28 protein-coding genes and 1 riboswitch are annotated in these 24,373 nt (G+C 34.8%); of the genes, 22 read left to right on the top strand and 6 right to left on the bottom strand.

The window, feature by feature from the left end; translation table 11 throughout:
• Positions 1 to 106 precede the first annotated feature (106 nt).
• The 8 genes from BFG57_RS08590 (at position 107) to BFG57_RS08555 (ending at position 7,875) form a co-directional block, all read left to right on the top strand.
• Positions 107 to 1,573: a spore germination protein gene (locus tag BFG57_RS08590; protein WP_425388487.1), complete on the top strand. Its 1,467-nt coding sequence runs from the start codon at positions 107 to 109 to the stop codon at positions 1,571 to 1,573.
• A 157-nt stretch (positions 1,574 to 1,730) separates the two neighbouring features.
• A complete protein-coding gene (locus BFG57_RS08585; protein ID WP_069717076.1) occupies positions 1,731 to 1,952 on the top strand; it encodes a YqgQ family protein in 222 nt (73 codons plus the stop codon).
• Positions 1,949 to 2,899 (top strand): ROK family glucokinase, encoded by a 951-nt coding sequence (locus BFG57_RS08580; RefSeq protein WP_069717075.1) that lies wholly within the window; start codon positions 1,949 to 1,951, stop codon positions 2,897 to 2,899. The genes BFG57_RS08585 and BFG57_RS08580 overlap by 4 nt, the downstream gene beginning before the upstream one ends.
• Positions 2,900 to 3,297: 398 nt before the next feature.
• On the top strand, positions 3,298 to 4,488 hold the full coding sequence (locus BFG57_RS08575; RefSeq protein WP_069717074.1) for a M14 family metallopeptidase: 1,191 nt from the start codon (positions 3,298 to 3,300) through the stop codon (positions 4,486 to 4,488).
• 223 nt (positions 4,489 to 4,711) lie between these two features.
• Entirely contained in the window at positions 4,712 to 5,839 is a 1,128-nt protein-coding gene (locus BFG57_RS08570) for a YqgU-like beta propeller domain-containing protein (RefSeq protein ID WP_342670292.1), read from the top strand.
• 216 nt (positions 5,840 to 6,055) lie between these two features.
• Positions 6,056 to 6,763 (top strand): ABC transporter ATP-binding protein, encoded by a 708-nt coding sequence (locus BFG57_RS08565; protein ID WP_069717072.1) that lies wholly within the window; start codon positions 6,056 to 6,058, stop codon positions 6,761 to 6,763.
• Positions 6,760 to 7,527 carry an ABC transporter permease gene (locus tag BFG57_RS08560; protein ID WP_083249143.1) on the top strand — a complete coding sequence of 256 codons (768 nt, stop codon included), beginning with the start codon at positions 6,760 to 6,762 and terminating at the stop codon, positions 7,525 to 7,527. Before BFG57_RS08565 ends, BFG57_RS08560 begins: the two co-directional genes overlap by 4 nt.
• A 33-nt stretch (positions 7,528 to 7,560) precedes the next feature.
• The gene (locus BFG57_RS08555; protein WP_069717071.1) at positions 7,561 to 7,875 is read left to right on the top strand and encodes an MTH1187 family thiamine-binding protein; all 315 of its coding nucleotides are present in this window, start codon (positions 7,561 to 7,563) and stop codon (positions 7,873 to 7,875) included.
• A gap of 96 nt (positions 7,876 to 7,971) precedes the next feature.
• Here BFG57_RS08555 and BFG57_RS08550 read toward each other — a convergent pair whose 3' ends face one another.
• Together BFG57_RS08550 and BFG57_RS08545 are read right to left on the bottom strand one after the other, a co-directional pair.
• A complete protein-coding gene (locus BFG57_RS08550) occupies positions 7,972 to 8,160 on the bottom strand; it encodes a DUF2759 domain-containing protein (RefSeq protein ID WP_069717070.1) in 189 nt (62 codons plus the stop codon).
• A 109-nt stretch (positions 8,161 to 8,269) separates the two neighbouring features.
• Complete coding sequence (locus BFG57_RS08545; protein ID WP_069717069.1) at positions 8,270 to 8,758, bottom strand: hypothetical protein; 489 nt, start codon at positions 8,756 to 8,758, stop codon at positions 8,270 to 8,272.
• Between the two features lie 132 nt (positions 8,759 to 8,890).
• Here BFG57_RS08545 and BFG57_RS08540 point away from each other — a divergent pair, with 132 nt between their 5' ends.
• Positions 8,891 to 9,526 carry an MBL fold metallo-hydrolase gene (locus tag BFG57_RS08540; RefSeq protein WP_069717099.1) on the top strand — a complete coding sequence of 212 codons (636 nt, stop codon included), beginning with the start codon at positions 8,891 to 8,893 and terminating at the stop codon, positions 9,524 to 9,526.
• Positions 9,527 to 9,858: 332 nt separating this feature from the next.
• Positions 9,859 to 10,992, top strand: a complete 1,134-nt coding sequence (locus BFG57_RS08535; protein ID WP_069717068.1) for a class I SAM-dependent methyltransferase — start codon at positions 9,859 to 9,861, stop codon at positions 10,990 to 10,992.
• A 312-nt stretch (positions 10,993 to 11,304) separates the two neighbouring features.
• On the opposite strand, the gene BFG57_RS08530 is transcribed toward BFG57_RS08535, so the two are convergent.
• Together BFG57_RS08530 and BFG57_RS08525 are read right to left on the bottom strand one after the other, a co-directional pair.
• Positions 11,305 to 11,547: a DUF2626 family protein gene (locus tag BFG57_RS08530; protein ID WP_069717067.1), complete on the bottom strand. Its 243-nt coding sequence runs from the start codon at positions 11,545 to 11,547 to the stop codon at positions 11,305 to 11,307.
• 90 nt (positions 11,548 to 11,637) lie between these two features.
• Positions 11,638 to 12,336 (bottom strand): helix-turn-helix transcriptional regulator, encoded by a 699-nt coding sequence (locus BFG57_RS08525; RefSeq protein WP_069717066.1) that lies wholly within the window; start codon positions 12,334 to 12,336, stop codon positions 11,638 to 11,640.
• A 403-nt stretch (positions 12,337 to 12,739) separates the two neighbouring features.
• On the opposite strand from BFG57_RS08525, the gene comGA reads away from it, so the two are divergent.
• From comGA to BFG57_RS08480, 9 genes are read left to right on the top strand one after another with little or no spacing between them, the layout of a single operon-like run.
• Positions 12,740 to 13,801 carry a competence type IV pilus ATPase ComGA gene (comGA, locus tag BFG57_RS08520; protein WP_069717065.1) on the top strand — a complete coding sequence of 354 codons (1,062 nt, stop codon included), beginning with the start codon at positions 12,740 to 12,742 and terminating at the stop codon, positions 13,799 to 13,801.
• Complete coding sequence (comGB, locus tag BFG57_RS08515; protein WP_069717064.1) at positions 13,782 to 14,825, top strand: competence type IV pilus assembly protein ComGB; 1,044 nt, start codon at positions 13,782 to 13,784, stop codon at positions 14,823 to 14,825. Before comGA ends, comGB begins: the two co-directional genes overlap by 20 nt.
• A 25-nt stretch (positions 14,826 to 14,850) precedes the next feature.
• The gene (comGC, locus tag BFG57_RS08510) at positions 14,851 to 15,156 is read left to right on the top strand and encodes a competence type IV pilus major pilin ComGC (RefSeq protein ID WP_069717063.1); all 306 of its coding nucleotides are present in this window, start codon (positions 14,851 to 14,853) and stop codon (positions 15,154 to 15,156) included.
• On the top strand, positions 15,137 to 15,601 hold the full coding sequence (gene comGD / locus BFG57_RS08505) for a competence type IV pilus minor pilin ComGD (protein WP_069717062.1): 465 nt from the start codon (positions 15,137 to 15,139) through the stop codon (positions 15,599 to 15,601). Before comGC ends, comGD begins: the two co-directional genes overlap by 20 nt.
• On the top strand, positions 15,585 to 15,920 hold the full coding sequence (locus BFG57_RS08500; RefSeq protein WP_069717061.1) for a type II secretion system protein: 336 nt from the start codon (positions 15,585 to 15,587) through the stop codon (positions 15,918 to 15,920). The genes comGD and BFG57_RS08500 overlap by 17 nt, the downstream gene beginning before the upstream one ends.
• 4 nt (positions 15,921 to 15,924) lie before the next feature.
• Positions 15,925 to 16,347 (top strand): competence type IV pilus minor pilin ComGF, encoded by a 423-nt coding sequence (comGF, locus tag BFG57_RS08495; RefSeq protein WP_217627922.1) that lies wholly within the window; start codon positions 15,925 to 15,927, stop codon positions 16,345 to 16,347.
• A gap of 22 nt (positions 16,348 to 16,369) precedes the next feature.
• A complete protein-coding gene (gene comGG, locus BFG57_RS08490; RefSeq protein ID WP_069717059.1) occupies positions 16,370 to 16,750 on the top strand; it encodes a competence type IV pilus minor pilin ComGG in 381 nt (126 codons plus the stop codon).
• Positions 16,751 to 16,756: 6 nt separating this feature from the next.
• Positions 16,757 to 17,257 (top strand): shikimate kinase, encoded by a 501-nt coding sequence (locus BFG57_RS08485; RefSeq protein ID WP_069717058.1) that lies wholly within the window; start codon positions 16,757 to 16,759, stop codon positions 17,255 to 17,257.
• A gap of 49 nt (positions 17,258 to 17,306) precedes the next feature.
• A complete protein-coding gene (locus BFG57_RS08480) occupies positions 17,307 to 17,495 on the top strand; it encodes a YqzE family protein (protein WP_069717057.1) in 189 nt (62 codons plus the stop codon).
• 239 nt (positions 17,496 to 17,734) lie between these two features.
• Here the strand turns inward: BFG57_RS08480 and BFG57_RS08475 are convergent, their stop codons facing one another.
• Positions 17,735 to 18,529 carry a YqhG family protein gene (locus tag BFG57_RS08475; RefSeq protein ID WP_069717056.1) on the bottom strand — a complete coding sequence of 265 codons (795 nt, stop codon included), beginning with the start codon at positions 18,527 to 18,529 and terminating at the stop codon, positions 17,735 to 17,737.
• A 102-nt stretch (positions 18,530 to 18,631) separates the two neighbouring features.
• Entirely contained in the window at positions 18,632 to 20,275 is a 1,644-nt protein-coding gene (locus BFG57_RS08470; protein ID WP_069717055.1) for a DEAD/DEAH box helicase, read from the bottom strand.
• Positions 20,276 to 20,628: 353 nt separating this feature from the next.
• Positions 20,629 to 20,728: riboswitch (glycine riboswitch) on the top strand.
• Between the two features lie 366 nt (positions 20,729 to 21,094).
• Here BFG57_RS08470 and gcvT point away from each other — a divergent pair.
• The 3 genes from gcvT to gcvPB all read left to right on the top strand — a co-directional run.
• Positions 21,095 to 22,189: a glycine cleavage system aminomethyltransferase GcvT gene (gene gcvT, locus BFG57_RS08465; RefSeq protein ID WP_069717054.1), complete on the top strand. Its 1,095-nt coding sequence runs from the start codon at positions 21,095 to 21,097 to the stop codon at positions 22,187 to 22,189.
• Between the two features lie 14 nt (positions 22,190 to 22,203).
• A complete protein-coding gene (gene gcvPA, locus BFG57_RS08460) occupies positions 22,204 to 23,550 on the top strand; it encodes an aminomethyl-transferring glycine dehydrogenase subunit GcvPA (protein ID WP_069717053.1) in 1,347 nt (448 codons plus the stop codon).
• On the top strand, positions 23,543 to 24,373 hold an 831-nt coding region (gene gcvPB, locus BFG57_RS08455; protein WP_139125095.1), incomplete at its 3' end, for an aminomethyl-transferring glycine dehydrogenase subunit GcvPB. The genes gcvPA and gcvPB, both read left to right, overlap by 8 nt.

Below are 24,373 nucleotides of genomic sequence, written 5' to 3'. Positions count from 1 at the left end.
ATGTTGAGGTCCCTTTAATTATGATTCTTTTCATTTTAGGAAAAAAGTATGATTTTACGAAAATAGGTTAATGATGGGAATTAGGATTTCCTAATTGAGGAGGACCATGATGACCAAGAATACGAAAGAAGTATTGGTGAAACCTTCTATAGATGAAAATGTAGCCTATTTAAAAGAACGACTCGGTGTTGGGAAGAGCTTCGATGTCGTGAATCTAGACCTTGAATATGCTGGACGTAAAATGGCGATGTTTCTTATTGATGGGTTTGTAAAAGATGATATTTTACACTATTTAATGAAATTGCTTTCTCAGCTTCATCCGAGAGATTTAGAGCCTGATCCTTTAGAAAAATTATTGAAAACACACCTTTCCTATGTCGAAATCGAAAAAGTAAAAGATTTAGAAAAGGTTGTTGAAGGTGTGCTTTCTGGTCCGACTGCACTTGTAATTGATGGTCTCGAACATGTTATTATGATTGATGCACGAACTTATCCAGTGCGAGGACCGTCTGAACCAGATGTTGAACGAGTTGTACGTGGCGCTCGTGACGGATTTGTTGAAACGATAATTTTTAATACTGCACTTACAAGAAGACGGGTGCGTGATCGTTCTTTAAGAATGGAATATATGCAAATTGGAAGACGATCAAAAACAGACATATGTGTGAGTTATATAGAAGATATCGCTGATCCTGAATCGGTTAAAATGATAAAAAATTCATTACATAAAATTGATACTGACGGTTTACCAATGGGGGAAAAAACACTTGAGGAGTTTTTATTTGGTAGACATTGGAATCCTTATCCACTCGTGAGGTATACAGAACGACCAGATACAGCGGCTTCACACTTATTTGAAGGTCATATTTTAATTATGGTTGACGGATCACCAAGTGTCTTAATTACACCAACTACATTTTGGCATCATTTACAGCATGCAGAAGAATATCGACAAAAGCCTATTGTGGGAGCGTATTTGAGGATTGTACGTTTTTTAGCAGTAGCGATGTCTATTTTCTTATTACCAATATGGTATTTATTTGCTGTTCAACCTGAGCTGTTGCCTGATAATTTAGATTTCATTGGTCCTACCGATTCGGGAGAAATTCCACTTTTAATTCAATTTTTCATTATTGAAATAGGAATTGATATGCTAAGAATGGCAACCATTCATACTCCTTCTTCACTAGCTACAGCTTTGGGACTTGTTGCGGCATTAATGATTGGCCAAGTTGCTGTTGAAGTTGGATTATTCTCGTATGAGGTTATTTTGTACTTTGCTATTGCGGCAATTGGTACATTTGCAACACCTAGTTATGAGATGGGACTTGCTAATCGACTCGTGCGCTTAGTGCTCTTATTTGTAACAGGGATATTTGGTGTGTATGGTTTTGTCATTGCGGTAACGATTTGGATTTTGAGTTTGATGAGAATGAAATCTCTAAATACTCCTTACCTTTGGCCATTTATACCGTTTTCTCTACGTGCAATGCGAGATATCATATTGCGTTCACCGATGCCCCTTAAAAATCGAAGACCACGATTTCTCAATCCACAAGATCCAGATAGGTAATACAAAGTGACTCCTTTCTAATGAAAGGAGTCGTTTTTTTGGATCTAAGAGCTAATAGGGAGTAGTTGTGTTTCTAATAGATTACCTCCCAATCTGTAAAATGAGTGTGATATAATGATTTTAACTTAAATCACATATTAAGAGGGTGGAATTGTAGTTGGAAACCATCTATGATATACAGCAGTTATTGAAGAAGTTTGGAACTTTTATTTATGTCGGTGATCGATTAGCTGATTTAGAATTGATGGAACAAGAAATACGAGAACTGAACAAGTCCCAGCTGATTGATCCGAAAGATTATCAGATGGCGATCTTATTATTGCGCCACGAAGCAGCTAAGGAACGTGACAAGCAAATGTTGAGGAGTGAAGGGAAATGAATGAAAACTTGTATGTAGGTATAGATCTTGGGGGAACATCTACTAAACTTGCCTTTGTTTCTGAAGAAGGAAATATTGTACATAAGTGGTCTATCCCGACAGACACAAGCAACAATGGTGAACAGATTATTACTCATATTGCTCAATCTATTGATGAACAACTGGTTAAAACAAACAATAAGAAAGAAAGCTTACGTGGTTTAGGTATGGGGGCGCCTGGTTTTATTGATTTGGAAACAGGTTTTGTCTATCAAGCAGTGAATATTGGGTGGCGTGATTACCCATTAAAGGATAAATTAGAAGAAGTTTTAGGAATTCCTGCTGTCATTGACAACGATGCAAATGTTGCTGCGCTTGGTGAGATGTGGAGAGGTGCTGGAGATGGTTCGAAGCAACTTCTATGTGTGACACTAGGAACAGGTGTTGGTGGCGGAATTATTATTAATGGCAACATTGTTCATGGTATTAATGGTATGGCAGGTGAGATTGGGCATATTACTGTTCAAACTAGTGGAGGTGCTCCTTGTAATTGTGGTAAGTCAGGTTGTTTAGAATCTTTTGCATCTGCAACAGGTATTGTGCGACTTGCTGAAGAAGCTGTGAAAGAACACCCTGATAGTCAATTAAATGAACTTGATAAAATCACAGCTAAAGCAGTATTTGAATTAGCTGAAAAAGGTGACCAAGTTTCAAACAGTGTCATTGAACAAATGACACATGTATTAGGGCTAGTGCTTGCGAATTTATCAAATGCAATTAACCCTGAAAAAATTGTAATTGGTGGAGGCGTATCGATGGCCGGTGAACCTTTGCTTAAATTACTTCGAAAACAATTCAAAGCGTTTGCATTGCCACGTGTGAATGAAGGTGTGGATTTTGAGATTGCTACATTAGGAAATGATGCCGGAGTTATAGGTTCGGCATGGCTTGCAAAAGAAAAAGTATAATCTTACAGAAGAGAATGGCTAATACATGGCCATTCTTTTTTTTGAAAAGTTTAGAGAAGAGCATAACTTCTAAGATACGTTTAACTTTAGATGGAAATAGGTTTTAGTCATAAGTCGATTTGTGAGGGGAAGGAATGAACCAACTCAATTTATGCTTCTCACACGCAAGCTAGCGATATACGATTACTTCGTATGTTTGAAAGTACCCCCTATTAATGTTTACCTTTTATTACTACCAATGAGTAGTTGACAAGTTTAAGGAGAAATTTATAACAATTAAATGTCAGTGGTTATTGAAGGTATGAGCCTTGGATCTAGAAGCTAGTAGAAAAATTGTTGCTATGTTTTCCTATATTCCCTCATATATATGTAATAGTTTGCTAATGAGGAGGGAAGAGATGAAAGTATACTTACGTCAAGGTGATTCCTTCTGGTATTATAGCCAGTTGTTTCAGATACCTTTGAATTTAATTAGTGATTCAAACCCAACATTAAACCCTCAACAAATAATGATCGGTCAAGAAGTGGCTATTCCTGGTTTTATATTGGAGCCTTATCAAATTCAAAGTGGTGATACGTTTTATAAAATTGCTGAGAAGTACAATTTACACGTTGATTCACTAATGCTTGTTAATCAACGAGTTAATCCAAACGCATTACAAGTTGGTTCATACATTCAAGTGCCAGTAAGAGTTGTTCAGCCAATTGTTAATGGAAATCGCCCATATAATTCTGAGATTATGATGGATGAAATCAACCAGCTCCTTGAAATATATCCTTTCATGAAAAAAGGAGCGCTTACGGAGACATATTTAGAGAATCCGGTGATTGAATTGCAGGTAGGTACGGGTGATAAAAAAGTTCACTGGAATGGTTCGTTTCATGCTAATGAATGGATTACAACGCCTATTATTATGACCTTTTTAAATGACTATTTATTGGCGCTTACCAATCAATCCTCGATTCGTGGGATTAATATGTTACCGTTCTATTCACAAGTATTACTATCCATTGTCCCAATGGTAAATCCTGATGGGGTGGACCTCGTTATAAATGGTTTACCTGAAAAGGAACCATATCGCTCAAGCGTGCTTGAAATGAATGATGGTTCAATGGATTTTTCCGGTTGGAAAGCAAATATTCGAGGAGTCGATTTGAATAATCAATTTCCAGCGCAATGGGAAATTGAAAAAGAAAGAAAACCTCAGGCACCTGGACCTCGAGATTATCCAGGTCCTAGTCCACTATCTGAAGCTGAGTCATTAGCGATGGCTAATCTAACGAGGAAGCGTGACTTTGATTGGGTACTCGCATTTCATACGCAAGGGGAGGTCATATATTGGGGTTTTATGAATTTAGAGCCACCGTATGCAGAGACAATTGTGAATGAATTTTCACGAGTGAGTGGTTATGTACCAATCATGACAGTTGATAGTTATGCTGGTTATAAAGATTGGTTTATTCAAGATTGGCAACGTCCAGGATATACCGTTGAACTAGGTAAAGGTGTTAATCCACTTCCACTTTCACAGTTCGATGAGATATATGAAGAGACTATCGGAATTTTCTTAGCTAGTATGTATATGTGAGAAAAGCACCTCTTTTGGAGGTGCTTTTTTACTATAAAGATATGAAGTATAATATCATAAGAGGAAATATACGTGAATAAAAAGAATAATAGTATTAAATGACTTTTTTTGTATCTTTAATTTGAGAAGAAACTATTTATAAGAATATGAAGTAATAACAGTGTCGAAAGTTGCGTTGTTTTTATGCAACAGTTCTAATCATAGTAGGTGATTGTTAGAGGTGATGAGATTGCATGTACGGTTGTTTTTATTAATGTTATGTTTCTTAATGTTGGTTAGTTGTTCATCTGCTCAGCTTGTAAAAGAGGCAGCTTCGCATAAATTATCAATTAAAGAAAAGGAAGAGATTTCTGTAAGTTTTTTTACAAATAAAACGATTATTCCGAATCAAAGTGAAGGACAAAGCTTTCACGGTGTTGTCGATTGGTATGATAATGACTCTGTCTTATATCTAGGGCAGGAAGGTAGCTTCAGTAATATTTATACTTATGATTTATTTAGTGGTAAGAGTAATTTATTCTACTCATCAGAACATCTTATTTCTGAAGTGAGTAGTAACGAAAGTAATACACTCTTCGCTGTACAGTCTGTTCAAACAAACCAGAAGACACTCTTGCAAATTCTTGACCGTGAAGGAGAAGAATTTTTCAGGTGGGATGGTTATGTAGACAGGGTTCAAGTGATGTGGCATCCATTAAAAGATAAAGAACTTATTCTTAGTGTTCTTGAGAAAGATTGGACGTTTTCTGTTCTTCATGTAAATATTGTGACTGGTAATTTGACACCAATAGATGTAGATAATCCTTTTGTACAGTGGGTTGATAATGATCATATTGCTTACTTGAATTGGTACCAAGATGAACAGAGTTTTACTGCGCCGGTTATAATAACCGATGTTAATTCGATGGAAGTTGAACATACATTGCAAGATTTTTTTGCAATATTTTCTTTTCCACATTATTTACTCGGACTTTCATCAATTGGACCATCACATGATTTAGCTCAGTTTACTTTTTATGATAGTATGACACTCAATGAAATCGTTCAGATGACTGTTCCTGTTCTACAAACATATTCAGAACAACAATGGATACCGAATTATTCGTTTGATTCTCACAATGAGATTTTCTATTATTTTAGACCAATCCATTCAGGTAATATTAGTAAGTATGATAATGATTTTGAGTTAACTTCATTTTCTTTACGTGATCAGGAAGAAAAAGTAATACATGTTTCTGAAAGAAATGTACCACTGAAAGTATCTCCCGATGGAAGTTTGTGTATAGTAGGAGATCGCCTAGAGAATGTTATTATTTTTGAATCAGGTCAATTAGTTCCATTGTTTATGTAAGGAAGCTGGGGATACCTCAGCTTCTTCTGTGTTTTTATAGTGGTTATTAGAGGAATGCTATGAATAGAGTGGACGGCATATGTGAATAGAAATATATTTACTATTTCTAATCGCTGATTAAATCGATTTGATTTGTACTAGTTTTTTACCATTTTTTCGTATATGTTTTTCAGTAGTATAAATAACAGAAGAAAAAGAAAATGAGGAGGGGTGAGATTGTCTGATGTAATTTTTGAAATAAATAATGTATGTACTGATTGGTTAGAAGATATTCGATTACAAGTTAATTACAATGATTTTGTAACGTTAATTGGTCCATCTGGAGCAGGTAAGAGTAGTTTGTTGTATTTATTGAATAGGCTTAAGGATCCGAATCAGGGCATGATTTATTACCGTAGTCAATCGATCTTAGACTATTCTATACAACAGTTGCGGAAAGAAGTAGGAATGGTTTTTCAACAGGCCAATTTGTTTCCAGGTACCGTGAGAGAGAATCTTCTCTATGGACCAATCTATCATAATGAATATGAGAATGGTTTGGAAGAACGTCTTATAGAGATGGTACAGTTACCTAAGGATTATTTAGTTAGGAATGTTGAAGACTTGTCTGGAGGAGAGAGGCAACGAGTTGCATTTGCGAGAACATTAGCAAATAATCCTAATGTATTATTACTAGATGAACCAACGAGTGCGTTAGATCTGCGGACAATTCAAAGTATAGAAGGAATGCTTATGCAATTAGTCAAAGAACAAAATAAGACGATATTAATGGTAACTCATGACCTTAGTCAGGCTAGAAGATTAGGTACAAAAACAGTATTTATGAGTGGAGGACGTGTTGTAGAGGTTAACGATACAACTTCTCTATTTTCATCACCTCAAACTAAATTATTACGACATTTTATTAAGGGGGAACCAAATTGACTCCGTCCATATCGAATACATCAATGTTATTTCTTATGACGTTTGTATTCATTCCGATGCTTCTCTCTTATTTATATGCATTGAAAGTTGAAAAAGATGTATTATGGGCATCGTTAAGAGGTAGTGTTCAACTTTTTGCAATTGGATATGTACTTACATACCTCTTCTCGTTACCCCCATTATTCGGTATCACATTTATGTTAATTGTGATGATTTCAGTGGCAGGTATAAATGCTTCGAGGCGAGGAAAGTCCTTACCCTATGTGCGTGTAAAAACGTTTTTGACATTGATTGTAATTGAGGTATTTGTTCTATCATTATGGTTAATATTTAATATGATTTCATTCAAAGCAGAAGAAGTCATTCCGATGAGTGGAATGGTGATCGGAAATTGTATGGTTGCAATTGGATTAGCCTTAAATCGAATGAAAGATGAATTTTCAGAAAGTAAAGGACGGATACTTGCTGCATTGTCATTAGGAGTATCAGCCAAAGAGGCATCTAAACTAATTATTCGGAAAACGTTACGTGCCGCTATGATTCCAAATATTGATGGGTTAAAAACGATTGGGCTTGTGCAATTGCCTGGTATGATGACAGGACTTATCTTAGGGGGTGTAAGCCCCATTGATGCAATTCGATATCAACTTGTTATTTCTTTAAGTATCTTTTCAGCTGTCTCTTTAAGTGCCATGATGATCACAGCTTTAATGTATAAAAGTTTTTTCAATGAGAATATTCAGTTGCTTGATTTCGAGGAATAGGTTATCATTCATTCGTGAAAGGGAGTGTAGCAAATGGCAATTGTAGATGTTACGGTTATTCCAATTGGAACAGATACTCCAAGTGTGAGTACATATGTGGCAGATATCCAAAGGATTCTTGAAAAATATAAAGTTGAAGGGAAAATTAACTATCAATTAACTCCGATGAATACAATTATTGAAGGGGAATTATCAGACTTACTTCAAGTTATACAAGCAATTCATGAAGCACCTTTCCAACAGGGAATTCAACGTGTTGCAACTAATATACGCATTGATGACCGTCGTGATCTGAAACGATCAATGAACGATAAGTTAGAAAGTGTACATAAACATTTACAAGCGTAAAAGAAAAAGCCATTCAAACCTCAATAGGTTAGAATGGCTTTTAGTACATAGTCAATACATGACATGTTCATTTCTGTTTATAAGAAATGAATGGAATTAATGGGCTGGTACTGGTACACCATGACCTCCCAAGATTGCGATAAAAGTCATTACTGAGAACCAACCAAATACTAGTGTTGTGCCACTTGCAAATAAGATTGCAAGTGCATTCTTACGAGCTAATGAACGCAACGTTCCAATTGCTGCAACAATTGTCACTAGTGTAAAGATAATTACAAGACCCATGAATGATAACCTCCCTATCGTTAAGTGTTTCTACACAATAGACGACAAATGGCATTTGTCTATTCGAGTATATTATGTAAGAAAGACATAAATGCACTTACTACTCATTCTAATCTTTTTTGAGAAGTTTGTCGAGTTCAAAAAATGACACTTCTATGTCATAAGCAGATGAATAACCGTAGATAAGAGGAATTTTTTTGTTATCAATGATATAAAACATTTGATTATCTATTTTGAACGTTGCAATTAAGTCCTCTTCTATTTGGAAAATCGCCATTTTTCTTTGTGAAGAAGTTCCTTTTATGATAGAAAAAAAAGCGATATCCTCCGAAAATAAATAATCTGCATCAGTACTTTGAAATCCATAATCCTCAAAAAGTAACGTTTTCGTATGCAATTGACAGGAGAGTATGATGTGTGTCGAGATGAATTGTTCAAGTTCGGTGAAGTAAGTTTGTAAGACTACCGCATCATCCCATCGTTTTGTCAGATAGAAGCCATTTGAAGAATCAAATATTTGAACGAGGTCTCCTAGATCATAGCACAGGCTTTTACAAGGTTGTTCAGATGTTGTCTCGACAGCATATAGAATTTTCATTATCTTTCCCGATCTCCTTGATTTTCATTTTTAAAGGTCTTTGGTATACTTTGTAAAGGTATAAATATTATGAAAGAATGTTAATTCAAGTGTAAGTAAATATTTGAAATTGTGCAATGGAGGGATAGAATGATAAAGTGGGAACAACTTCCATTAGGTCCTTTGCAAACAAATGCCTATGTGATTTGGAATGATTCAAATGAAGCTATTGTTGTTGATCCAGGAGGAGAAGCTGAAAAGTTATTTGCGTGGCTTGATTCTAAAGGGCTAATGGTTTCGGCAGTATTATTAACACACGCACACTTTGATCATATCGGTGCGGTAGATGATGTGCGTAATAAGTATAAAGTACCTGTCTATTTACATGAAAAAGAACGAGATTGGCTATCCAACCCAGCGTTGAATGGATCCGAATTTTTTATGTTAAATAAACCTATCATGATAAAAAATGCAGATAAATTATTAGTGAAAGAACAGACATTAACAATTAATTCTATTAAGTTTGAGGTATTAGAAACGCCAGGACATTCACCTGGAAGTGTTTCTTTTTATGTGAAGGAAGCAGGTGTTGTGTTTGCTGGTGATACACTGTTTGCACGGAGTATTGGTCGAACGGATTTACCACAGGGTTCACATGAACAGCTACTTGATAGCATCCATGATAAGTTAATGTCACTAGCCGAAGATACAACAGTGGCTCCTGGACACGGCCCAATTACAACTGTTCAAACTGAGATGGATGGTAATCCATTTTTGAATGGTTTTTAAAAGTCACAAGTACATTGTGGCTTTTTTTAAGTTGTCAATTTTAACATTTAGTTGAAATATAGGAGATGTTTTATTGTATTTATACTCATCGCTACTTGGTCATTATGTGGGACTTTATATTACTGTCTACTAATTATTTTTTAATCTCAATTATCTGTTGATAATTGACATAATATTAAGAGAGAAAGAAAGAACCTCTCTCAATATATGAGAAAGGTCCTTTGGGGGTATGTTAATTGTTCAAATGGGATGGGGATAATTAAAAGCTATAACAGTAGTTTATTATAGTTTTATCACTATGTCAATAGTGATAATAAGAAAAAGGTGAAAGAGTGTTTAATTTATTACGTGAACAAATAAGAAGAGCAAATCATTGTCGAATTACATATGAGGAATATATGAATACTGTCCTTTATCATGAGCAAAAAGGGTACTATATGAAACGGGAGCGGAAGCTAGGTAAACAAGGTGACTTTTATACAAGCGTACATGTCCATGATATTTTTGCAAGAATGTTTGTGAAAATTTTTGTCCGATTTTTTGAAAAAACAAAATTGAAGCCAGTTATATGCGAAATGGGAGGTGGAGATGGGAAATTCGCTAAAGCCTTTCTTACTTATTGGAATGATAACTATGCTCACAAATTCAGTGAATTAACATACATTTTAATTGAAGTAAGTCCACATCACCGTCAAATTCAATTTGAGATGTTACAAGGGTTTGAGAACGTTCTCATTTATTCTAGTTTAGATGAAGCAAAAAGAGAACATCAACGATTGAATGGTGTCTTCTTCTCAAATGAGCTATTTGATGCACTTCCGGTACATGTTGTTGAACAAAGAGAAGGGGAGTTAAATGAAGTATTTATAACAATCAATGATGATGAATTAACTGAGATAATGGAACCTTGTCAACGTTTAGAAATTACCAATTGGGTGGGAAATTACTTTGCACCATTAAAAGAAGGACAACGAATTGAGGTCCCACTAGCTATGGAAGAAGTGATTCATTCTTGTTCTGAATGGTTTGATAATGTGTGTATGTTTACCGTTGATTATGGTTATTGGAAAGAAAGCTGGCAAGAATCAGCTAGAAAAAATGGTAGTTTAAGGGGTTATTATAAACATGAGCTAATCGAAGATGTATTAAAATACCCAGGAGAAATGGATATTACTACGCATGTTCAGTTAGATCCTTTTATTTTAATTGCACAAGATATGCATCTTGAGCTACTTTCATCATTCGATCAGAATGATTTTTTGTTAAAGGCAGGTATATTAAAGGAGCTTCAAGAGAATTATGATCCTAATCCATTTTCAGAAACGGCTAAAAAGAACAGAGCAATTCGCTCGTTCATAATGGGCGAAGGTTTCGGTTCTGCTTTTCAAGTTCTTGTACAAAAGAAAGGGCTCATAGGATTGGAGATGGATGATATGCTAGAGAAGGACAGCAAATATTATTTATAAAATGAACTAATAGTGACTTTTTTCCTAACTCTATATGAGATAAAAGAAGTGGGATTATTACAGATATTAGCTTCGTTTTTTATACTAATATAACAAATTGCGAAGTTCAGCTGTGTCTAATTTCAAATGTTAGTGTCTTAAAGCTAGTAATTAATTTGTTCACAGCCGTTTATAGATTTCTCCATGAGCTTGTAAATGGTATGCATAGATTTTTAGTTTTAATAATCTGTGAATTACAAGTAAAAAAGACGATGATTATTCATCGTCTTTTTATTATTCAAGAAATGAGTTTACTTAATAAATTGTTCTTATTTAGTGACCTGCTCCTGGGACCATTTGGAAAGTTGTGTAATAAGTAAAACCTGCAAAGAACAACGTTAGAAATGCTCCAAAGATGTACAAATATGTACGCTCAGAAAGTTTTAAGGCACCAATAGCCAAGAAGAAACCTGTAATACCTAAAAATAATAGGGCAGTTTGAATCATGTGACCAAGGTAGAAAAAGATTGTGAAGATTCCAGTCCAAAACGCTAATACGCGGTACATGTTATTCATTCTATATTCCCTCCTTTACTACAGTTATAATAATATAAACACGTCACTATTATATAGTACAACTTACCGGCTTGTAAATGTCGTCAAGAATTACTTTGTGACCATTACTTGATATTTACAAGAATCACACCCGTTTAACATGTTCTCTTCTTCTACTAGTTGGGCATTCGTAAACATTACATTGAACATGCCGCTTAAAAATGCATAGTGCATATCACACACATATTTTTCTTCTTTTGCAACTTCTTTAAACGGACAATTGTGAATTTGGAAATTAACTTTTGTTTTTGATTCGTTATATGAAAAATCGGGATAAAATCCAAGTGTTGCAGATGCATTCTTTAATAATTCAATACTTTCATCAAAGGAAATTTCTTCTGATGAGCTGTTTTGTTGTTTTAGTTCACGATTCATAACTTCGACCCCGTATTGTTTTCCTGTCTCAAAGAGCGCTTTTTTACCTACATCACCTAGAGACATTAAAGTATCCATTGCTATTTTAGATAGTAATTGGTAATCACGAAAAGGGAAATTTAATTGAATGACATCATCTGACAAGCGATATAGTCGACTTGGACGACCACCTTTGCCAGTTTTTTTCGTCTCTGAAACAAGCATGTTTACATCTTCTAGTTTTGATAAATGAAGTCTTGCAACATTTGGATGAATTTCAAATGCATCTGCTATTTCTTGAACGGTTACTTCTTGATGTTTTTTAGTAATGTATTGATAAATTGAATATCGAGTTGGGTCTGATAATACATTGGTAATTTTTAGAGTTTGTTCCAACTTCTTCACTCCTAGTCATATTATGCTAATTTTAATTATATATGAGTTTGTAATACATTGAAATGGTTAACAGACTGTTCACAATTTTTGTTATATAATGTTCACATTTTATTCAAAAATAATGCCAAACAGAGCTATGCAACTTAGTATACAACAATTTCACATTAAGTTCACAATTTTTATGTGAAACTTTAAGTATAAAGTAGCATTAATAAATAAGACACCTTGTACCTATTATATGTCGATTCTTTTTAATTGTAACACTATAGTCACACTGCAAACGATATATTAGACTTTTCATTCAAGGTGATTATTTTATTGAAATTGTTGAAGGAACAAGATGAAGATTGTCGAATAATTATAACTGCAATAAAATACTATGAAAGTAGGTGGTTATCTTAAGATGATTGCGAGCTTAAGCGCATCACTAATTGAAAGTGCAATACTTTCATCCGCTTCTGATATTCATTTCACCCCTTCTCCTCAACAAACGTTTGTTTCATTCCGCATAGCAGGTAAGCTTCAAAAGCATCGACAACTTCCAAATGAACTTGCTGAAAAATTGATTGCTCAATATAAGTTCTTAAGTGGTATGGACATTGGAGAATGCCGTCGTCCTCAAAGTAGTGCTTATATGACAATGGTTCGTAATGAAAAAGTTTTTCTGCGCTTTTCCACTCTTCCAACTGTGAATAATCAAGAAGGTCTTGTTATTCGCGTGATACCTCAACACCAATCTTATTCTATGGGCAATTTGACAGTGTTTCGAAATGATCGTCATAAACTATTACGTTTATTACAAAAGAGTAACGGGTTGTTTTTGATAACTGGTCCTACAGGATCTGGGAAAACGACGACTTTGTATAGCCTTCTACAAGTAGCTTTAGAACAACAACATTGTGAAATTTTAACATTAGAGGATCCCGTAGAGCGTTATTGCGAGCAATTTACACAAATCCAGATTAATGAGAAAGCGGGTTTATCATATGAAGAGGGTATAATTGCTGCATTACGTTATGATCCAGATATACTTGTCATCGGTGAAATAAGAAATACATTAACTGCAAAAATGGCAATTCGTGCAGCTTATACAGGTCATCTTGTAATAAGTACATTGCATACAAAGCGAGCTTCAGACGCTCTATTTCGGTTGAGGGAGTTAGGTATACCAGCAATTGATATGGAACAAACACTAATTGGTATAGCTGCTCAGCAACTAGTGAATCTCAAATGCAAACATTGTTTAAAAAATTGTTCATATAGTTGTAATTCTGAGCAAAACGTTAATCGCACGGCTATTTTTGAGATATTAACTGAAGAAGAGTTATCCCATGCAGTTAGAGGGATTGATTCTGGACAAACTGGAGAACCTATTTGCAGTTTTTTTAAACAATTACGCAAGGCATTTGCTTTAGGGTATATAGCTAAGGGGGCGATAGAGTCTAGTGGCTTTATGGAGAAATAGAAACAAATGGAGTGTAAAACAACAAGCTGATTTTTTGAACAAGTTATCTACTTTACTACAAAGAGGATACTCGATTGCAAATGCTTTAATGTTGTTAATGCATTATCAAAAACCACATATAAAAAAAGGTATTCAAGAGGGGGTTGAATCATTAAAAAATGGCTACCCATTCCACTTAGTATTACAAAATAAAGGGTTTTCATCATACATTACGAGTTATTTATATAGCTCAGAAAAACAAGGGAACTTAATAGTAGCAATTGAGAATGGAGCGAAATGGTTAGATGCTCGACTTCTATACGAGCAAAGATTACAAAAAATGTTACGTTATCCATTATTGCTGCTCGTTTTATTGGTAGGAATGGTATATTTTATGCAAATATTATTATTCCCACAATTTTCAATGTTATATGGATCTGTTGGTCATGAGCTGCCACTACTCACTCGTTTTGTGTCATTTTTACCTACAATCATTAAATGGATGATGATAACCATAATTATTATAGTTTTTATTTGCTTTTTGTTGTATCGTTTCTATCTGTATCCACGTCCACTTCTACAACAACTATCTTTCTTCATGAACTTCCCTTTCGTACGTCGTTTTCTTTCACTATTTCTAACGCATCAATATATGCTTCAGCTAGGTAGCTTATTAAATGGCGGATTATCAATTTACGATAGCCTTGAGGTGTTACTTAAACAGACTTATGCAAAATTTGTTCAGGAAGTATCACTGGAACTTAAGGGTTCATTAGAACAGGGACTTTCGTTAGCAACAGCTCTTGAACATATGCCTTATTTTGAGAGTGAATCATCAATTGTTCTTTTACATGGTCAAGCAAATGGGACAGTAGCGAAGGAAATGCTTGATTACAGTGAAATTGTATTTGAACAACTAGAGACCTATGCAAATAACGTTTTACGTATCGTACAACCGTTATTATTTCTAACAATTGGTGTTACTGTCATTATGATTTATTTAGGAATGATGTTGCCTATATTTGATTTAATGCAAACCATTTGAAAACAAATTTGATCGGAGGAAAAGAATGAATGAGAGAGGTTTTACGTTAATAGAAATGTTAATCGTGTTAATGATAATCTCAACGTTACTACTCATTACCGTTCCTAATATAACGAAACATAACGCTGTTGTAAAAGATAAAGGGTGTTCGGCATTAGTAAAGTTAGTTGAGGCTCAAGTTCAAGCTTATGAAATTGAACATTCAGAGTTTCCCGATAGTATTGCTGACTTAAGAGCTCAAGGTTATATCGAAACGGAAATATGTCCAGGTGGAGAGGTGTTAACTTTGGATACATCAGACGGGTCGGTTAGTGCAAGTGCAACACCATAAAAAATATATATTAAGACAGGCGAAGGGCTTCACTCTACTAGAAATGTTAATCGTATTAATGATTGTTAGTGTTTTGACTTCATTAACATTGACAGTTTTTCAATCCGTAGTTGAGACAAAACGAACAGAGTTTTTCTTAGAGCAATTTGAACGAGATTTGTTATACGCTCAATCATATGCTATTAATCATAATTGCGCAGTGTATACGTATATCCAATCAGAAAAACATGCTTACTTTATTAGAGATTGCAATTACAATAAGTTACTCGAACGTGGATACTCTAATGATATTATTGTTGAGGTAGGTACAATGCAACCAATTATAACATACAAAAATAATGGAAATGCAGTCAAATCAGGCAGCTTCTACTTTCTCATTAGGAAAGACCGTTATAAGTTCGTGCAATTGCTCGGAAAGGGACGTTTTTATGTTAAGAAGGTGTGAGGGTTTTTCTTTATTAGAGGTTCTTGTAGCATTTAATATTTTTGTTGGTGGAATAGCGATGTATTATCCCATCATTTTAACTGTACAAGAGAGGAAGTTAGAAAATGAGTTAACTGAGAGAAGCATCCATTTATTAACTAGTGCTTTTTATGAATATGTAGAAACAGGTAAAGTAGCTCATACAACATTTGAGAATGTAAGTGGGATTTCAGCTAGATTAACGACTAATTATAAAGGTGACTTATTAGAGATATGTGTAGAGGTTGACCAAAATCAATTTTTAATTGTTGAAGATAGGTGTATTTATGCCAAGAAGTAACAACGTGAACGGATTTACATTATTAGAGAGTGTATTTTCACTTTTTATATTAATGGTTATTATAGCGATGATGCCATTATTACTGAAGGTAACCGCTGGACTAGACGAAGATAATTCTTCTTTTATTTTTAAAGCTAACCTCTTTTTAGAACAATCAGCAGTTGAAATTCGCAAAGCTGAATTCATTCATATTCAAGGAAGTAAGCTAACTATGCTAAATTATGATGGGGAAGAAATATTGTATGAATTGAATGGAGAAACTTTAAGGAGACGCGTGAACGGATTAGGGCATGAAGTATTATTGCAAAATGTCGAAAGTGTATCATATACACATACTTCGACAACCTTAACAATAAATGTACTAGATGTAATGGGAGAGCAAGTAGAACGTACCTTCTTAGTCTATAATACGGGTGTATTTAATTGAATATTGGAAAAGAGGAGCTTATTTGGTTAAAAACGGGTTCATTTACCCATTAACGATTTCTATCCTTTTTTTTATATCGTTATTAATTCTTCATCAAGTTGAAATGATAAGAGTAGGTAAACTGATAACAAATCAACAATCAGCCTCAATACAAGTAGAGAGCTTACGGCAAGTTGTTGTAACAGATGTTTTAGAATGGCTAAAACATTTAGACACGGTGTCTGATGATTTAACGGAAAATTTCTCATATCCACACGGAATAGCTGAAGGAACGGTGTACATTGAAGATAAGGAAATTATACGTGTTCATATTGAATTTCAATTAAGTAGTGGCAGAGAAGATGGATTCGTTATATTATACGACCAAGGTACAAATGAGCTCGTTGAATGGAGAGAGGAGTAATTTATTGTGTTAGCGGTTTATTTAACTGGTTTTATGGGATCTGGAAAGACGACAATTGGTAAGGAACTCGGTAAATATCTTGGTGTTCCAGTAATTGATACAGACGAATGGATAGAGAAAGAAAAAGATAAAAGTATTCGAGATATTTTTAATGAAGAAGGTGAAGAATCTTTTCGAAAATATGAACGAGAATGTTTAAAGGAGATGCCAGAAAAAAATGCTATTATTACAACAGGCGGTGGTATGATTATACAAAGTGTTAACCGTCAATACATGCAGACACATGGACAAGTGATATATTTGCACTGTGATTTGGATGAGATATTCAGGCGTTTAGAGAAGGATACATCAAGACCACTTCTTGATGGGACAAAACGTGAAAATATAAGAAAGTTAATGAACGAGAGAAAGCAATGGTATGAAGAGTCACATATAAAAATTGACACGACGCAGCGAAGTATCAACGATATTGTGAAGGAAATTGCTGATCGAATAAAGTTACGATAAGACGGTTATATTAAATAATATAATAAATCAGTCGTGGTGGTGAATAATCATGTCTGCAAATGATTATGTAAAGTTCGTAACACAGCAAATTGTCAGTTACATGGACCAACCGAAAGAAGAACGAAAGCGGTTGAAAAATGAGAAATCGCAAAATCGTCAACCTCGAATGAATCGCTATTTTGGTATGATGCCCTTTGCTGTTTCAATGATGTTTAATAAAAAGAAAAAAGCTGAATAATAAGCAATATTTTTATAAGTTACATGTAGAAGGTGTTGGACTAAAATCCAGCACCTTCTTTTCATTATATTGTTGGAATATTGTTATGAATTGATGTTGATCACAATTAAAACTTGAATATTTATACGTTTATGGATTGAAAGTTACAGTAGTTACCATAACAGGTTATACAGATATGTTTAAGGAAAGGACTCGATTAATTAACTTAGAATGTTGAAGAAAATACTTTACTGGTCACCTTAATTCACCAATGTTTGTTGACTCAAATAAAACAGTCCACCATTAACAATATTTACTCGTATAATCGGCTCATACATTTCTTTTATACCTGCTTGCTCGGAATAGTAACTTTCAGGTTTTTCTTCAACATCTTCATAGAATGCATCTAATAGTGAAAGGTGCTCGTTCATAATATTTGTAGCATCTGTTGCCCATGAGTGATCTTGTCTATTGATATGGTTTTCTATGAAACGTTCAACTCGTTTGAGTCCACTATTAACAGTGATAAGCGGGCTGAGTGTGAAGCAATAGTCTGGAATGACAGGTGTTAAGGGAAGTGAAGAAAGTAACTCTTGAAAATTCGTAAATACTGCTCCGTGTATAAGGTTTAATCCGAGTGAAATGATTTCGTCTTTTTTTTGATTTGCCTCATATGATATTTTTACATTAATTCCAAGCCATGGCTGAAGGGGAGCAGTTCCATTAGTAGGTATGAAATCTTCGAATAATCTAATGTGACCTCCCAATGTCTGAACAGAGCGAAAGATTTGATGCAAACGTGGTGAGCCGAAATGAATGACTTCACCTTTATATTCATTAGAATTCGTTTGATCAGTAATAAGTGTTAGTTGCATGGGGTTTGGTGTCCCGCCGGTTTTTTCAAGGTAATGCCAATAAAAAGGACGATTCATTAAGAGCTTATCCATTTCAATTGTTAGTTGAACTTGTAACATCCCTGGTGTTTGATTTAGTATGTTACAGTTGGTGGATGTGAAGTACCGTTTTAAAAAATGATGTATTTCTACTTGTTGCATTTGTAGTCCTCCTAATAATGAATCCTCCTACTTCAAAAAAATAGGATAGTATACGAAGTTTAAGTTGAGTATGAATGAACTCTAATTGATGGAAGTTTCACTTTATAGTTCTTGTGAAGATGTAGATGACAGACCTTCTCCAAGCTGGATGTAAGAGGTGAGATTTTCCATTTTGATTTTGATTTCTCCATCTGAGTCACTGTTCGTTATAATTTCTTCAATATGCTTTTCAATATTATGATTAAAATCAAGTTTCGTAAGGATTTCATCAAGTTCCCCTATTACTCGTTCAAATAAATGAATTTTGTTATAAAGAAGGTGTAAGATATGCTCTTCTATTGTATTGACAATAGAGAAGTTATAAATGTGTACATCATTCTCTTGACCTAAACGGTGTATGCGACCGATTCGTTGTTCAACACGCATGGGATTCCAAGGTAGGTCATAATTGATAATGTGGTGACAAAATTGTAAGTTAATTCCTTCACCGCCAGCTTCAGTAGCTATTAAAACTTGAGCATTGTGTTGAAATAATTGACGCATCCAGTCTTTTTTGCTCCGTTTGAATCCTCCTCGAAATGGAACGGATGAAATTCCATGTTGAGCAAAGTACCATTGTAAATACATTTGGGTAGCTCGGTATTCGGTAAATACAATTACTTTATCATTAATTTTCTGAATAAGTTCAAGTGCTTTTTCAGCTTTTGCATGTACTTCGATTCGATTAATTTGTTCTGTAAGTTCATCAAAATAAGCAAGTGGTTCTTTTTTGTGCATTTGCTGTAATGTCATGAAGGCAGCTTCTCTACTTGAACAAATTTCTCGTTGTAATGTTAATAAAGTGAATCCTCCATGCCTTTTCATTTCAGATACCATATCGTACAGTTTGCGCTCTTCTGTACTGAACTCAATTGGAACTGTTTCGACAATTCGTTTTGGCCAATCCATCTTTGTATCTTTACGACGATTTCGAACCATTACGTTGTTAACTAATGCTTTGAGACGTTCGTCGTTTTGGATATCTTTATTTTTATTTGAATACTTGCTATTAAATTGTTCAATTGTACCGAGATAACCTGGTTTGAGAAGTGAAACAAGATTGAAAATTTCTTCAATACGGTTTTGAACAGGTGTTGCTGTTAGTAGTAAGCAATATTTCTTTTTTAATTCTTGAACGAATTGATAGTTTTTTGTTTTATGATTTTTAAGCTTGTGTGCTTCATCAATGATGATAAGGTCATAATCTTGTTTGAGTACGATGTCACGATGTGGTTGCCGCTTTGCAGTATCAATTGAGGAGACAACAACATCACATTGTTCCCATACGTACGTTTTTCGTTGGGCTACGGCAGGTATATAAAATTTTTGATTTAGTTCGCTTTCCCATTGGGATACGAGTGAAGCTGGAACAAGTATAAGTGCACGTTTTACAAGGCCTCGAATCATATACTCTTTTAGGATTAATCCCGCTTCAATGGTTTTTCCGAGTCCAACTTCGTCTGCAAGAATTGCTTTTCCATTCATATCCTCAATGACTGTTTGTGCTGTTTTTAATTGATGGGGTAATGGTGTTAATTGTGAGAGATACTTAGGCGCTTGAAGTCCATGAAATGAAGGAACGAGCAAATGACTATTCACTTCATGTGTAAGTTGATAACTCTCAATAGAACTCCAAGGCCCATCGTTGGTAAGTTTATTTTGTAATATTTCTTGCCATGAACGATCAAAAATAATGCTTACACTCATGAATGAAAACTCCTTTCATTGAGGAATGAATTGAACTTTATTATGTAAGTTATTAAATTGGTGAGAATTGTAGGGAATTTACGATATTTTTTTACTTATAAACTACAATAACCGAACATTAATTTAAAATTTACTTATTGCTGATAAGAAATAAATCGTGTAGGATGATGATAGAATGTAAATTTAGTATGTACAGTTTGGATGTATATTATTGAACTAGTTTTAAAAAAGAATTTTCTATATTAAGAACGCATTTATTCAAGATGTGTGGTTTGTTGAATGAAAAAGACTTGTTGTATGGAGATAATTTTTAGCAAATATCTCTTGATGGATTATTAAATAAATATTGGCGAATGATGATAAGGGGAGAGACTGTAGCAATTTTAGTGTTGACAGCGCCGAAGGAGCAAACGAGTTCGTGAATCTCTCAGGCAAAAAGACTCTTATTTGACGCAACTCTGGAGAGTGCTCAAACAATTGAGCCACCAAAGGGGTAATTACTTCAGTATGAAGTGAAAAACTTTCAGGTTCCGGGACAGAGAGGGCTGCATGTAATGTAGCACTTTTCTGTCCTTTTTTTGTGATGTAAAAATGATCTTAATCTTTTTCTAGAATAAAGTTTATGTATTTATTGTTTAATTTTACTGAATGTTTTTTCAGTGTGACAATTTTAAACTTTCTAAATCCACCATAGGTAACGAATTTAAAGTTTATTATCATTTTTAGTTTTTTAAACTAAATTTCATGTTGAAATCACAAAAAAATTATGTAAATAATATTATATCCGAACAATTTAATTAATTGATAGGGGGAATATTCATGAATTCGTTAAAAAGGACTCCGCTTTATCATACATATAAAGAGTCTGGGAAGTTAATTGATTTTGGTGGATGGGAATTGCCTGTCCAGTTTTCAAGTATTAAGGACGAACATGAAGCAGTAAGAACGAAGGCTGGTTTATTTGATGTATCACACATGGGAGAAATTGAAGTGAAAGGAAAGGATAGTGAATCATTTTTACAAAAGATGTTAACTAATGACCTTTCTAAGTTAAACAATGGAAAAGCATTGTATACGGCAATGTGTTATGAGAATGGTGGAACAGTGGACGACTTGCTCGTTTATAAGAAAAGTGATGACGATTATTTACTTGTCGTTAATGCAGCTAATATTGAGAAGGATTTCAATTGGTTAGAGCAGCATAGACATGGTGAAGTTGTACTTGAAAATGTGTCAGATGTAATTGCGCAGATTGCTCTTCAAGGCCCAAATGCTGAAAAAGTTTTGCAATTATTAACAGATACAAATCTAATGACTATCGGTTTCTTTGAATTTATTGATCATATAGAACTTCAAGGTATTGAAGCACTCGTTTCTAGAACAGGATATACAGGTGAAGATGGCTTCGAAATATATTGCAATTCAGCTGATGTACCTAAGTTATGGAAGAGTTTGCTTGAAGTCGGTGAACTATTTGGGCTTCAACCAATTGGTTTAGGAGCGCGTGATACATTGAGGTTTGAGGCACGTCTAGCGTTATATGGACAAGAATTAACAAAAGAAATTACACCACTTGAAGCAGGGATTGGATTTGCAGTAAAAACAAATAAAGAAGTCGATTTTATCGGAAAAGAAGCCCTTCTAAAACAAAAAGAAGAAGGGCTAGCTAGAAAGCTTGTTGGAATAGAAATGATTGATCGTGGTATTCCACGTACTGGATATGAAGTGTTTATTGATGAGAAAAGAGTGGGGCACGTAACAACAGGAACTCAATCTCCAACATTAAAGAAAAATATAGGTCTTGTGTTACTTGATATAGACTATACGGCTTTGGATACAGAAGTAGAAGTACAAATTCGTAATAAGCGCCTTAAAGCAAAAGTAGTGAAGACACCATTTTACAAGAGAGGTTAAGAGGGGGAAACGTAATGAAACATCGTTATTTACCGATGACAGAAGAAGATCAAAAACAAATGCTTGATGTTATTGGTGTTGATTCAATTGATGAGTTATTTGAAGATATTCCAGAAGAGGTACGGTTTAATAGAGAGTTGAAAATTAAAGAAGCAGTACGTGAGCCTGAGCTACTTGAAGAGTTATCTACCTTAGCATCGAAAAATATCAATACGAAAGATTATGTGTCTTTTCTTGGGGCGGGAGTATATGACCATTATATCCCTTCTGTCGTTGATCACGTTATTTCACGCTCAGAATTTTATACAGCATACACTCCATATCAACCTGAAATTTCACAAGGTGAGTTACAGGCAATCTTTGAATTTCAAACAATGATCAGTGAGTTAACGGGAATGGATGTTGCAAATTCATCTATGTATGATGGTGGGACTTCACTTGCAGAAGCAGCAATGCTAAGTGCAGCTCACACTCGTAAGAAAAAGATCTTCGTCTCAGAATCAGTACACCCTATGACACGTGATGTACTTCAAACTTATGCAGAGGGTCAACGCCTTGATGTAGTAGAAATACCATCTAAAGATGGTATTGTAGATATAGAGGAATTAGATAATTTAATGACGAGCGAGGTTGCTTGTGTTATGGTTCAATATCCAAATTTCTTCGGTAGAATTGAACCATTAAAAGAGATTGAGGAAATTGTTCATCGCGAAAAATCGATGTTCGTTGTTTCGAGTAATCCGTTATCACTTGGAATGTTAACGCCACCTGGTGAGTTTGGAGCAGATATCGTTGTTGGTGATACACAAGTATTTGGAATACCAGCACAATATGGAGGTCCACATTGTGGTTATTTTGCTACGACGAAAAAGTTAATGAGAAAAGTACCGGGACGTCTTGTTGGTCAAACGACAGATGAAGACGGTCAACGTGGATTTGTTTTGACACTTCAAGCACGTGAGCAACACATACGTCGTGATAAGGCTACTTCAAATATTTGTTCAAACCAAGCACTGAATGCTCTAGCGTCATCTGTTGCTATGAGTGCAATTGGTAAAGAAGGATTAATTGAAATGGCAACGCAAAACTTCCATAAAGCTCATTATGCGAAACAAGCGTGTGAAAAATATGGAATAAAAGTCATGTTTGATGGTGCGATGTTCAATGAGTTTGTCGTTGAGTGCCAAATCCCTGTAAGTAGAGTTAATGAACTCTTGCTTGAAAAAGGGATAATAGGTGGGTATGACTTAGGTAAAGTAAATCCTGAGTATAACCGATATATGCTTGTTGCTGTTACTGAATTAAGAACAAAAGAAGAAATTGATTCTTTCGTGAAGGAACTGGGGGATATTCATGAATAAAAAAGACCAACCACTTATTTTTGAACGAAGTACTGCTGGGCGTAGTGCGCACAGTTTGCCTATTTGTGATGTACCAAAAATTGATGTAAATGAAGTCCTTCCAGAAGGTTACGTTCGTAAAAAAGCAGCAGAGTTGCCAGAAGTATCGGAATTGCAATTAATGCGCCATTATACTGCATTATCACAGCGAAATCACGGTGTTGATTCAGGATTTTATCCACTTGGTTCCTGTACGATGAAATATAATCCGAAAGTAAATGAAGATGTTGCCCGTTTTAAAGGGTTTGCGCATGTACATCCTGAGCAAGATGAGAGAACTGTACAAGGTTCACTTGAGATGATGTATGAGTTGCAAACATCACTTGCAGAAATTACAGGTATGGATGAAGTTACACTGCAACCTGCTGCTGGAGCCCATGGTGAATGGACAGGTCTTATGTTAATTCGTGCTTTCCATGAAGCGAATGGTGATAATAATCGTACGAAAGTAATCGTTCCAGATTCAGCGCACGGTACGAACCCGGCATCTGCAACGGTAGCTGGTTTTGACTCGGTTACAGTGAAATCAGATGAAAATGGATTAGTAGATTTAGAGGATTTAAAACGTGTTGTTGGTGATGATACAGCTGCACTTATGTTAACAAATCCAAATACGCTAGGTTTATTTGAAGAACATATACTTGAGATGGCAGCAATAGTGCACGATGCAGGTGGAAAACTTTATTATGATGGTGCGAACTTGAATGCAGTATTAGGAAAAGCTCGTCCTGGAGATATGGGATTTGATGTTGTGCATTTGAATTTACATAAGACCTGTCCATTC

The organism is Bacillus solimangrovi (genome assembly GCF_001742425.1).
Classification (GTDB): domain Bacteria; phylum Bacillota; class Bacilli; order Bacillales; family Bacillaceae_N; genus Bacillus_AV; species Bacillus_AV solimangrovi.
The sequence above is the reverse complement of the archived record's forward strand: the minus strand, read 5'-3'. Positions and strand labels throughout refer to the sequence as shown.